This is a genomic window from Mesorhizobium sp. PAMC28654 (genome assembly GCF_020616515.1).
Taxonomy (GTDB): domain Bacteria; phylum Pseudomonadota; class Alphaproteobacteria; order Rhizobiales; family Rhizobiaceae; genus Mesorhizobium.
Map to the genome: position 1 here is coordinate 3,960,145 of NZ_CP085135.1, position 11,869 is coordinate 3,972,013.

General features: G+C 63.2%; 12 protein-coding genes. 8 read left to right on the forward strand and 4 right to left on the reverse strand.

Annotation, left to right across the window (positions count from 1 at the left end; genetic code table 11):
• Position 1: 1 nt before the first annotated feature.
• Entirely contained in the window at positions 2-784 is a 783-nt protein-coding gene (locus LGH82_RS19365) for a GntR family transcriptional regulator (protein WP_227344264.1), read from the reverse strand.
• Positions 781-1,659 carry an N-acetylglucosamine kinase gene (locus tag LGH82_RS19370; RefSeq protein ID WP_227344265.1) on the reverse strand — a complete coding sequence of 293 codons (879 nt, stop codon included), beginning with the start codon at positions 1,657-1,659 and terminating at the stop codon, positions 781-783. Before LGH82_RS19370 ends, LGH82_RS19365 begins: the two co-directional genes overlap by 4 nt.
• Positions 1,660-1,858: 199 nt before the next feature.
• Here LGH82_RS19370 and LGH82_RS19375 point away from each other — a divergent pair, with 199 nt between their 5' ends.
• From LGH82_RS19375 to LGH82_RS19400, 6 genes are all read left to right on the forward strand, one after another.
• On the forward strand, positions 1,859-2,818 hold the full coding sequence (locus tag LGH82_RS19375; RefSeq protein ID WP_227344266.1) for an N-acetylmuramic acid 6-phosphate etherase: 960 nt from the start codon (positions 1,859-1,861) through the stop codon (positions 2,816-2,818).
• Positions 2,819-2,820: 2 nt separating this feature from the next.
• Positions 2,821-4,080, forward strand: a complete 1,260-nt coding sequence (locus tag LGH82_RS19380; RefSeq protein ID WP_227344267.1) for an ABC transporter substrate-binding protein — start codon at positions 2,821-2,823, stop codon at positions 4,078-4,080.
• A gap of 224 nt (positions 4,081-4,304) precedes the next feature.
• Positions 4,305-5,234, forward strand: coding sequence for a carbohydrate ABC transporter permease (locus tag LGH82_RS19385; RefSeq protein ID WP_227344268.1), 930 nt, complete (start codon positions 4,305-4,307; stop codon positions 5,232-5,234).
• A 10-nt stretch (positions 5,235-5,244) separates the two neighbouring features.
• Positions 5,245-6,084, forward strand: a complete 840-nt coding sequence (locus LGH82_RS19390) for a carbohydrate ABC transporter permease (RefSeq protein ID WP_227344269.1) — start codon at positions 5,245-5,247, stop codon at positions 6,082-6,084.
• Positions 6,081-7,160, forward strand: coding sequence for a Gfo/Idh/MocA family protein (locus LGH82_RS19395; protein WP_227344270.1), 1,080 nt, complete (start codon positions 6,081-6,083; stop codon positions 7,158-7,160). The genes LGH82_RS19390 and LGH82_RS19395 overlap by 4 nt, the downstream gene beginning before the upstream one ends.
• 226 nt (positions 7,161-7,386) lie before the next feature.
• Entirely contained in the window at positions 7,387-8,385 is a 999-nt protein-coding gene (locus tag LGH82_RS19400; RefSeq protein WP_319799884.1) for an ABC transporter ATP-binding protein, read from the forward strand.
• A 24-nt stretch (positions 8,386-8,409) separates the two neighbouring features.
• Here LGH82_RS19400 and LGH82_RS19405 read toward each other — a convergent pair whose 3' ends face one another.
• A complete protein-coding gene (locus LGH82_RS19405) occupies positions 8,410-9,558 on the reverse strand; it encodes a flavin-containing monooxygenase (RefSeq protein WP_227344271.1) in 1,149 nt (382 codons plus the stop codon).
• A 252-nt stretch (positions 9,559-9,810) separates the two neighbouring features.
• Between LGH82_RS19405 and LGH82_RS19410 the strand changes: the two genes are divergently transcribed.
• A complete protein-coding gene (locus tag LGH82_RS19410) occupies positions 9,811-10,848 on the forward strand; it encodes a phosphatidylglycerol lysyltransferase domain-containing protein (protein ID WP_227344272.1) in 1,038 nt (345 codons plus the stop codon).
• Between the two features lie 11 nt (positions 10,849-10,859).
• Here LGH82_RS19410 and LGH82_RS19415 read toward each other — a convergent pair whose 3' ends face one another.
• Positions 10,860-11,264 (reverse strand): GFA family protein, encoded by a 405-nt coding sequence (locus LGH82_RS19415; protein WP_227344273.1) that lies wholly within the window; start codon positions 11,262-11,264, stop codon positions 10,860-10,862.
• Positions 11,265-11,333: 69 nt separating this feature from the next.
• Between LGH82_RS19415 and LGH82_RS19420 the strand changes: the two genes are divergently transcribed.
• The gene (locus LGH82_RS19420; RefSeq protein WP_227344274.1) at positions 11,334-11,822 is read left to right on the forward strand and encodes a MarR family winged helix-turn-helix transcriptional regulator; all 489 of its coding nucleotides are present in this window, start codon (positions 11,334-11,336) and stop codon (positions 11,820-11,822) included.
• Positions 11,823-11,869 lie beyond the last annotated feature (47 nt).

Genomic DNA, 11,869 nt, shown 5'->3' on the forward strand with positions numbered 1-11,869 from the left:
CTCATGGTCGACCCTCTTCGCTCGGCCCTGTCAGCCGCAGTTCGGCGACGAAATCATAGGCATCGCCCCTGTAGATGGAGCGGGTGAATTCGATCACCTTGCCGCTCGCCAGATAGGAAATACGCTCGATGTGCAGGCCGGCGACGCCGGGCGGCACTTCGAGCAGGCGCGCGTCACCATCGCCGAGATTGGCGGCGGAAATGCGCTGCACCGCACGCACCGGCCGGTTTCCGGTTGTCTCAAGCGCCGCATAGAGCGAGGAACCTATCCCCGCCGGATCGGGCAGCACGCTGGCCGACAGCGAGGCGCGTTCGATCGCCAGCGGCGTGTCGTTGGCGATGCGCAGGCGCGCCACGCGCGCCACGAGCTCGTTCGACGACAGGCCGAGCACCATCATCTCGTCGGGCGAAGGGGCGTAAAGGCCACGGTCGAGCCAGGCCGAGCGCACCGCCATGCCGCGCCGGGCCATGTCCTCGGTGAAGGAGGTCAGCCGCGACAGCGACTGCTCGACGCGTTCCATGCGCGGCGCGACGAAGGTGCCGGAGCCATGGCGCTGGACGAGGATGCCGCCCTTGACGAGGTCCTGCACCGCCTTGCGCACGGTGACGCGCGAAATGTCGGCCTTGGTGGCGATGTCACGCTCGGAAGGCAGCGCGTCCCCCGGTCCGATCAGGCCGCGATTGACGGCGTCCTCGATGCTCTTGCGGAGCTGAAGATAGAGCGGCGCGCCGCTCTGCGACGATTGTTTCAGCGTGGCGAAGATCTGGTCGGCGGCCTCGCTCATCGAGCCGCCTCCGCCTTGGCGAACAGACGGGCCGCCATCTGCACCGCACCACCCAGCGCATCGTCGAGCGGCGGCTTCAACAGCGCGCGGTAGCGTGCCGACAGACGCGGCGCGTAGAGCGGCGCCAGACCGCCGAGCAGGCAGAGCGGCGCATCGTCAGCGAGATCGAGCGCGCCGAGCGAGGCTTCGACATCGGCGATTGACTTGTCGAGGATCCAGTTGGCGACGATGTCGCCTTTCACCGCGTGCTCGAACACCTTGGGCGCGAAGCCGCCGAAATCGCCGGGCTTGGCATTGGTGGTGAATTCGACCACGTCCTCCGGATTGTCGCGGAAAACGGCGAGCATGCTCTGTGTCAGCGGTGAACCCTCGCGGACGCCGTCATAGGCAAGCAGCGTCTGCTCCAGAAGGTCACGGCCGATGCGAGCGCCGCTGCCCTGGTCGCCGACCTGGAACCCCCAGCCGCCGATCGCGCGCGACGTGCCGTTCCGGCGCGCCATATAGGCGGTACCGGTGCCGAGGATAGCCATGGCGCCGTCGCCCGACCCGACCGCGCCTTCCAGCGCGATCTCGGCATCGGTCTCGACGCGACTGATGCTGAACGGCAGGATTGCTTCAAGCTGCTGCCGGTAGGTGCCGACATTGGCGCCGGCGAGGCCGAGAATGGCAGGGGTTCGCGGGATCAATTCCGGATCCTGGCCGGCGGCGATGAATGCCTGCCGCGCCGCCTCGACGATGTTCGACCGAGCGCCGGTGAGGTCAGTACGGATATTGGCGGCGCCGCTCTTGGCGCGACCGACGACCGTGCCGTCCGCTGTTGCCAGGGCGGCCCTGCAGCTGGTGCCGCCGCCATCGATACCGAGCACGAAATTCACGCGATTTCTCCTCCGGATCGATAATACCAATAAAATACCAATAGCCAAGGATTAATTTCCGTTTCAAAAAGATTAAGGCGTATTTTATTGAAAAACCTATACATTTCGCCGGCTCATTGATTTCCGAACCGCGAATCCGTTAATGCGTGTGGACAAGTGGTATTTTTTTGGTATTGTTTCCGAGGTTGGAGGAAATGGGATGGCCGAAACGCGCACAGAAGCGCTTCACCAGAATGCCAGGGGTCTGGATATCCAGGCCCCGGACGCCATCCTTTCCTCGCTCGCCGATGCGCAGATCGAGGCCGCCAAGGCCGTGCGCGGCGCCATTCCAGCCATTGCCCGTGCCGCCGAAGTGATCGCGAACCGCCTGAACAGTGGTGGCAAGCTCGCTTATGCCGCCGCCGGCAGTTCCGGCCTGATGGCGCTGGCCGATGCGCTGGAACTGCCCGGCACGTTCGGCATCCAGAGGGACCGCATCGCCATCCTGATCGCAGGCGGCGACGACGCCTTCAAGACTCTTGCCGGCGGCCCGGAGGACGACACCGACGAAGCCTCGGCTGCCGTCGCAAATGCAGGCATCGGCAAGGGTGACTGCCTGATCGCCATCTCCGCCAGCGGCTCGACACCCTATGCGGTCAGGGCCATCGAGGACGCACGGCGCCGTGGCGCGGCAACCATTGGCATCGCCAACAACAAGGACACGCCACTGCTGCGACTGGCTGACGTCGCCATCCTGCTCGAAACGCCGCCGGAGGTGATCGCCGGCTCGACGCGCATGGGTGCCGGCACCGCCCAGAAGATCGCGCTCAACATGCTGTCGACGCTGACCGCCATCCATCTTGGCCATGTGCATGACGGCTACATGGTCAACCTCATGGCCGACAACATCAAGCTGCGCGACCGCGCGGCGCGCATCGTGGCCGCCATCAGCGGGCGAGGCAAGGACGACGCGGCGCGGCTGCTGGAAAAGAGCGGCGGCGCGGTCAAGACAGCCATTCTGCTCGCCGCCGGCGCCGCCAGCGCCGACGCGGCCGAGAAGATACTGGAAGGGACCGGCCAGAAGCTGCGGCCCGCCCTTTCCGCGATCGAGGGGAGCAAGGGACCAAAAACCCCTGTTCTCATCAAAACCGAACCTGAAAAAGGTCAACAGGGAGACTGAGCATGAAAACGAAACTACTGACGGCACTTCTTCTCGGTACAAGCATTCTCGGCTCGGCCGGAGTGGCTTATGCCGCCGACGTAACGCTCAACATCGAAAGCTGGCGCGGCGACGACCTTGCCATCTGGAAGGACAAGCTGATCCCGGCTTTCGAAGCCAAGAACCCCGGCATCAAGGTGGTGTTCGCACCATCGGCTCCAACTGAATATGACGCAGCACTCGGCGCCAAGCTCGCCGCCGGCTCGGCTGGCGACCTGATCAGCTGCCGCCCGTTCGACAAGTCGCTTGAACTGTTCAAGAAGGGCAACCTTGCTGATCTGACCTCGCTGCCCGGCATGGAGAACTTCTCGCCCGTGGCCAAGGCCGCCTGGCAGACCGACGACGGCAAGGCGAGCTTCTGCGTGCCGATGGCCTCCGTCATCCACGGCTTCATCTACAACAAGGACGCCTTCGACAAGCTCGGCATCAAGATCCCGACTACGAATGAGGAGTTCTACGCCGCGCTCGACAAGATTAAGGCCGATGGCACCTACATCCCGATGGCGATGGGCACCAAGGATCTCTGGGAAGCCGCGACCATGGGCTACCAGAACATCGGCCCGAACTACTGGAAGGGTGAGGAAGGCCGTGCGGCCCTGATCAAGGGCACGCAGAAGCTGACCGACGCCGACTGGGTCGCACCCTATGCCGAACTCGCGAAGTGGAAGCCCTATCTGGGCGACGGCTTCGAAGCGCAGACCTATCCGGACAGCCAGAACCTGTTCACGCTCGGCCGCGCCGCCATCTACCCGGCCGGCTCATGGGAAATCGGCCTGTTCAACACGCAGGCGCAGTTCAAGATGGGCGCCTTCCCGCCGCCGGTGCAGAAGGCAGGCGACACCTGCTACATCTCCGACCATACCGATATCGGCATGGGCCTGAACGCAGCCTCGAAGAATGCCGATGCGGCCAAGACCTTCCTGTCCTGGGTCGCCTCGCCGGACTTTGCCACCATCTACGCCAACGCACTGCCTGGCTTCTTCAGCCTGAACTCCACTCCGGTGAAGATGGCGGACCCGCTGGCGCAGGAATTCGTCTCCTGGCGCGGCAAGTGCAAGTCGACGATCCGCTCGACCTACCAGATCCTGTCGCGCGGCACGCCGAACCTCGAGAACGAGACGTGGGTTGAATCGGCCAACGTCATCAATGGCACCGACACGCCGGAAGCTGCCGCCAAGAAGCTGCAGACCGGTCTCGACAGCTGGTACAAGCCGGCAAAGTAAGACCTCAGGCAAAGGAGCCGGCTGGGCGCATGCCCGGCCGGCTTCGGATTATCCCAGATTGCGATTGTCGGCACCGCCTCCCGGCCTTACCCTCTTCTTCTCCGGGCAAGGCTAGCTGACTTGTCGCAAGCCTTGTCCTCCTCCGGGGACGGACACGGGCAGTGCATCGAGGCCTTTTCTATTATCACACCCTTTAGAACCGAGAGACGGCGGGGACCGAACTCATGGCCGCAGAAATACGACCGAAACGACCGTTCCGCTGGCACATAGGCGTCTTCCTGGCGCCGGCCGTGCTCGTCTACACGGCGATCATGATCCTGCCGCTGGCCGGCACGCTGCAGCTCTCGCTGTTCCGCAACATCGAGCAGCACCAAGTCTTCGCTGGGCTGGAAAATTTCCGCACGCTGTTCGGCGACCCCAACTGGTCGGTGGGTTTCTGGAATGCGCTCAGGAACAACACCTGGTTCTTCATCATCCACATGCTGGTGCAGAACCCGATCGGCGTCATGCTGGCGGCGCTGCTGTCCAGCCCCAGGCTGAGATTCGCCGTCTTCTACCGCACGGCGATCTTCGTGCCGACGATCCTGTCCTTCGTTATCGTCGGCTTCGCCTGGAAGCTGATCCTGTCGCCGCTGTGGGGCGTGGCGCCGCATTTGATGGACTTGGTCGGCCTGAAAAGCCTGTTCACGCCATGGCTCGGCAAGGAGCAGTATGCGTTGACGGCACTCAGCCTGATCTCGGTGTGGCAGTTCGTCGGCATCCCGATGATGCTGATCTACGCCGCGCTGCTGTCGATCCCCGAAGAGGTGATCGAGGCGGCCGAATGCGACGGGATCACCGGCATGTCGCAGTTCTGGAAGATCAAGCTGCCGCTGATCTTGCCGTCGATCGGCATCATCTCGATCCTCACCTTCGTCGGCAATTTCAACGCCTTCGACCTGATCTACACCGCGCAAGGGGCGCTCGCCGGGCCGAACTATTCCACCGACATTCTCGGCACCTTCCTCTACCGCGCCTTCTTCGGCTTCCAGTTGCAGGTCGGCGACCCCAACATGGGCGCGGCGATCGCCACGATGATGTTCCTGATCATCCTCGGCGGTGTCTGCGTCTACCTGTTCCTCGTGCAGACGCGCCTGCGTCGCTACCAGTTCTGAGGGGCAAGAGATGAGCACGGCTACCCGTTCCCTGCCCCGCACCATCGGCGCCCACGCGATCTTGCTGACCTACACGGCGATCGCGCTGTTTCCGGTGATCCTGGTGGTGATGAATTCGTTCAAATCCCGCGCCGGCATTTTTGGCGCGCCCTTGACGCCGCCAACGCCGAAAACCTTCGACCTGATCGGCTACACCACCGTCATCGGCCAGGGCGACTTCATCCACTATTTCCAGAACAGCCTGGTCGTGACCGTCGCCTCGCTGTTCTTCGTGCTGCTGTTCGGCGCCATGGCCGCCTTCGCGTTGTCGGAATATCGCTTTCGCGGCAACTCGCTGATGGGGCTCTATCTGGCGCTCGGCATCATGATCCCGATCAGGCTCGGCACCGTCGCCATCCTGCAACTGATGGTGGCGAGCGGGCTGGTCAACACGCTAACGTCGCTGATCCTGGTCTACACCGCGCAGGGCCTGCCGCTGGCCGTCTTCATCCTGTCGGAATTCATGAAACAGGTGTCCGACGATTTGAAGAACGCCGGCCGCATCGACGGGCTGTCCGAATACACCATCTTCTTCCGGCTGGTGCTGCCGCTGGTGCGGCCTTCCATGGCGACCGTCGCCGTCTTCACCATGATCCCGATCTGGAACGATCTGTGGTTCCCGCTGATCCTGGCGCCGTCGGAAGAAACCAAGACCGTGACGCTCGGCGCGCAGCTGTTCCTTGGCCAGTTCGTCACCAACTGGAACGCCATACTGGCCGCACTGTCGCTGGCGATCATGCCGGTGCTGATCCTCTACGTCATCTTCTCGCGGCAACTGATCCGCGGCATCACCTCCGGAGCAGTCAAGTGAGTTCGCAGACACCCCTTCGCCCCCAAAATCCTCTACGGGTAGTCGTCGCCGGGCTCGGCAATATGGGCCGCAGCCATGCGCTGGCCTATCACAACAATCCGGGCTTCGAGATCGCGGCGCTGATCAACCGTTCCGGCGCGCCGCTGCCGGAAGGGCTTTCCAGCTATGGCATCAAGCGCTCCTTCGACGACGCGCTGCGCGACGAAAAGCCTGACATCGCCTGTATTGCCACCTACTCCGACAGCCATGCCGATTATGCGGTTCGGGCGTTCGAGGCCGGCTGCCACGTCTTCGTCGAAAAGCCGCTGGCAACGACGGTGGCTGACGCCCAACGCGTCGTCGCGGCCGCCAAGGCCAACGGCAAGAAGCTGGTGATCGGCTACATCCTGCGCCATCACCCGTCCTGGATCAGGCTGATCGCCGAGGCGCGCAAGCTCGGCGGCCCCTATGTGTTCCGCATGAACCTCAACCAGCAATCCTCGGGCCACACCTGGAAGACGCACAAGCAGCTGATGCGGACGACCTCGCCGATCGTCGACTGCGGCGTGCACTATCTCGACGTCATGCTGCAGATCACCGACGCCAAGCCGGTCGAAGTGCGCGGCATAGGGCTGCGTCTGACCGAAGAGATCGCGCCGTCGATGTACAATTACGGCCATCTGCAGGTGCTGTTCGACGACGGTTCGGTTGGCTGGTACGAGGCCGGCTGGGGGCCGATGATTTCCGAAACCGCCTTCTTCGTGAAGGACGTGATTTCGCCCAATGGCTGCGTGTCGATCGTGATGAAGGAGGGCGTCAAGTCCGACGACATCGACACCCACACCAAGACATCGACCATCCGCCTGCACAGTGCGGCCACCGGCCCTGACGGCAAGTTCACCAAGCCGGACGAGATGCTGTCGATGCAGGGCGAGCCCGGCCATCAGGATCTCTGCGACCTCGAACAGGCCTTCGTGCTGAAGGCGATCCGCGAGGATCTGGATCTGACCAAACACATGGACGACGCGGTGAAATCGCTCGCCGTCTGCCTTGCCGCCGATGAGAGCGTGCGCAGTGGAAAGGCGGTGCGTCTGTGACAGCGGAGTTATCGTCAGGGGTTGCGCTTTACGACGCCCCCCTCTGGCCTGCCGGCCATCTCCCCCTCAAGGGGGGAGATCAGATGTCGGTGCTGCTTTCGCCAATCGTCAGCGCTGCAAAGTGGCGCGAGACCTCTAAGCTGCCAGTCTCCCTCCTTGAGGGGGAGATGGCCGGCAGGCCAGAGCGGGGTGCCTTGGCTCCCGCATATCAATTTGGAGGACTGCCGTGGGCTCGCTGAACATCGAGAACGTAAAGAAGGCCTTCGGGCCGGTCGAGGTGCTGAAGGGCATCAACCTCGAGGTGACGGATGGCGAATTCGTCGTCTTCGTCGGCCCGTCGGGTTGCGGCAAGTCGACCCTGCTCAGGGTCATTGCCGGACTGGAGGATTCGACCTCGGGCCGGGTGGTGATCGACGGCGTGGACGTCTCCACCATACCGCCGGCCAAGCGCGGCATCGCCATGGTGTTCCAGACCTATGCGCTTTACCCGCACCTGACGGTGAAGAACAATATGGGCCTTGGCCTCAAGCAGGCGGGCACGCCGGCGGCCGAGATCGAGCGGCGCATCGGCATCGCTTCGTCGATGTTGTCGCTGGAGCCCTATCTCGGGAGGCGGCCGGCCGAACTGTCCGGCGGCCAGCGCCAGCGCGTCGCCATCGGCCGCGCCGTGGTGCGCGAACCCAAGCTCTTTCTGTTCGACGAGCCGCTGTCCAACCTCGACGCGGCGCTGCGCGTCAACACGCGGCTGGAGATCGCGCAGCTGCATCGCCGGCTGAAGGCGACGATGATCTACGTCACCCACGACCAGGTCGAGGCGATGACGCTGGCCGACAAGATCGTCGTGCTCAACGCCGGCAAGATCGAACAGATCGGCGGCCCGATGGAGCTCTACAACTCACCCGCCAACGAGTTCGTCGCCGGCTTCATCGGCTCACCGAAGATGAACTTCATCGATGGCGCCCGCCTTGGCGAGACGGCCAAGACGATCGGCGTTCGTCCCGAGCACCTGACCGTCGATCCGAAATCCGGGACCTGGAAGGGGACCGTCGTTCACGCCGAGCATCTCGGCGCCGACACCAACCTCTATCTCGACTGCGAGAAGGCCGGGCTGATCACCGTTCGCATCTTCGGCGTCTATGACGCCGAACCCGGCGCGACCCTCTATGCGACGCCGGATCCGACCAGGACATACCGCTTCGGCGCCGATGGGAAAGTGCTGAAATAGCACTCGAAGATGGCGCTGGCGGCGTCATCTCGCCGCTGCGATCTGCCTGGCGATGGCGCGGGCCTGGACTCCGGCGCTATGGAAATAGCTGGTAAGGCTCGGCCGCATGCCGATGAACCACAGGCCGGGTTGCCCGGTTGACGCGCCGCCATTGGCTTTCGAGACGCCCTTGGCGTCGAGGACGCCGAGATTGCCGACCATGGTTTCGAGACCGCTGCGGTAGCCTGTCGCCGCGATCACCACGTCCGGCTCGATGACCTTGCCGTCGTTCAGCCGCACGCTTTTGCCGCTGAAGGACGCCACCGGCGCGACCACCGTGATGCGGCCGGCCTTGAGTGCCGCGACGGCGCCATCATCGACAGCGATGGCGATCTGCTCGGCGCCGAGGCGGCTGGCACCGCCCTTGGGCGCCGGCGGCAGGCCGTGGCGCGTGAGATCGCCAAAGATGAGACGCTGCGTTGCCGAGATCATCATGTCGACAATGGATGTCGGCAATCGCGCCATGATGCCGGCGAAGCGATGGACGGCCACGCTGCCGACCCGCTTGGGCAGCAGCGACGGGCCTTGCCTTGCCGACAGCCAGATTTTCCCGGTTTCAACGCCGGAAAGATGATTGAGGACGTCGAAGCCTGAATTTCCGGCGCCCACCACCAGCACGCTCTTGCCCGCATAGGCCTGAGCCGCGCCGAAATCGCCGGCGTGGATGAGCTGGCCCTGAAAGGATTGTATCCCGTCCCAGTCCGGTATCCACGGCAAGCGGTCACGCCCCGTGGCCACGATCACCTGGCTGGCCCGGCGCGCGCCCTCGGCGGTGTGCACAAGCCACCCGCCATCCTTGCGTTCGATGCGCTCGACCGTCGTGCCAAATTCGACAACAAGGCCCCGCTCGGCGGCAAACCGTTCCAGATAATCAACGATGACGCCCTTGTGCGGAAATGCCGGGGTGCGGGACGGGTAGGGGAGCCCCGGCAGCATGGAAAGCGCACGGTGGGTGTTGAGGTGCAGCTGTTCGTGCCGACGCCGCCACGGCTCGGCGAGCCGAAATTCCCTTTCCAGAATGACGACAGGCACACCACGGCCGCGCAGCGCGTCGGCCGCCGCCAACCCGGCGGCGCCCGCGCCTATGACGATCACCGGCTCGTTTGCCGCCGGCCCGGTCGTTGTTACCGCCATTGCGTCGCGAATCCTTTTCGATGCATTCCCGCCAGTTGCGCCCTATATGGCACTTGCGCGATATGGTCGATAATCAGGTCGCGTCAATGCGATTGATTCGAGGTCCGTGGGCTGGCGGGTTTCGTATGAGTGCATGGCCCCGAATACGGGATCGTTCTCGGCGAAGGGTTGTGCGTAAAATCAAGTGGTGCAGCGTTCCCTGCCTGTCCGACAGGACATGCGGCGCAGCAACCGGCACGCGGAAGTTCGACCATGCCCCCCTTGCGCATCTATTTTGATCGCCTGCTCGAAGGCGCGGCGCCCAAGGTGGAACGGCATGATCTGACTCATGTCGAGCGCCTGGCACTGGTTCGCCGGCATGGCGATTTCTCGCTTGCCTATTCGACCGCGGTCCAGGGCAGGCTCTCCTATTTCGGCGATGCCGACGGCTACATCGCCTTCGGCACCAAGATGAAGCATCATTTCGCGCTCGGCGATCCGGTGGTGGCTCCGGCCCATCGGCCCGACTACATCAGGCGCTTCGTCGATACTGCCGGGAGCCCATGGTTCGTGCAGATCGGCGAGCAGACCGCGCGTGTGCTGGCCGGGCTCGGCTACAAGATCAATCGCTTGGGCGTTGACACCCGCCTCAACCTGCCCGAACATGATTTTTCCGGAAAGCGCAACGAAACCGTGCGCTATTCCGAGCGCTGGCTCTTGAAAAAGGGCTTCTCCTTTGACGAGGACAGGCGGACGGTCTTCCTCGACGAGATCGCACGGCTTTCCGGAAACTGGCGCGGCAACCGCATCGTCAAGCGAACGGAAATGGGTTTCCTCAACCGACCGTTTTACGACCATCTCGGAACCGACATGCGCCGCTTCGTCCTGCACGACCCGGACGGCGACCTGGTCGCCCTGCTCGACTTCGATCCGCTGTGTCGCGACGGCAAGGTCATCGGCTACACCACCGCCTTCAAGCGCAAGCATCTCGATGCTTCGCCGCATGCCGAGATCGGCCTGACCAAATTCGCCGTCGATCGTTTCAGGGAGGAAGGCATCTCGGTCGTCACGCTCGGCCTGTCGCCGATGCTCGACATCGGGCCAAGCGGATTTGCCGAAAGCGACTTCTGGCGCAATGCCTTCCAGCGCGCCTATGACTCGCCATGGGTCAATCGCCGCCGGTTCAACCTGCAGGGCCAGGCGGCGTTCAAGCGCCGCTTCCATGGCGTGGAGGAGCCGGTCTACATCGCCTTCCGCGAAGGGACTTATGTCGAGATGCTCGGGCTGCTGCGGCTGGTCAAGGCGATCTAGCTCAGGATCTCCTAAAGATAGCTCGTCACCTCGGGCACAACCCACCAATTGTCATGACGGCCGTCCATGTACTGGACCGGCAGGCGGGCCAATTCCTCAGGCGCCACATCATCGAGGCACGCAATGTTGATGGAGACAAAGGCGCCGCCGGCTTGTTCGATATAGCCGTGGCCGTAAGGTGAGGCCCCACAGGTCCTGCAGAAGCGATTGTGGGTACTCATGGTGTTGAACTGATAGTCGCCGACATCGGCCTCGTTGGCGACAAGCCGAAAGTCTTCCGGCGAGACGCGTGCGCCCCAATAACGCCTCTTGGCGCAGATGGAGCAATTGCAGCGCGTCGTGCCGGCAGCAAGATCAAGTTCCGCCTCGAATCGCACTTTGCCGCAATGGCAGCTTCCTTTGTGGGTCATTCTCATCTCAAATCCCCTTCGCGCAGCCACTTGTTCGTTGCACTGCATAGGTCAATATGACAATATGTTGTCATTATGATTGAGATACAAAAAAGACAACATGTTGTCAATGGCGAAAGGCCGAGACGTACCTCGGCCGGTGACGCTTTTTCGGCCTTCGCTATTACCGCGCTGAAGCTGGCCGGCCATCTGACCGCCGCTGGCGATCAGATGGCCAAGCCTGCGGGCCAGACAAGTGCCCGGTGGCAAGTCTTGGCAGGCGCTCGCCACGAGAACATGTCGGTGGCCCAAATCGCAAAATTACTGGGTGTTGCCAGGCAGGGCGTCCAACGACTGGCCGACGTGCTTGAGGCCGAGGGCCTCGTCACCTATGCCGACAACCCAAATCACCAGCGTGCCAAACTCGTGGCCTTGACCAGCGAAGGGCGCGCGAGGCTCTCTGTCATAGAAACCAACCAGGCCGTTTGGGCCGATGCGCTGGGCGCCGAATTTGATGAAGATACGCTGAAAAAGGCAACCGAAATCATGGCGCACGTCCTCGACAGTCTGGCCACTCAGCGTTGATCGGCGCAGACCATCCATCTTCGATGAAGCTTTGCGGTCCCGATAGG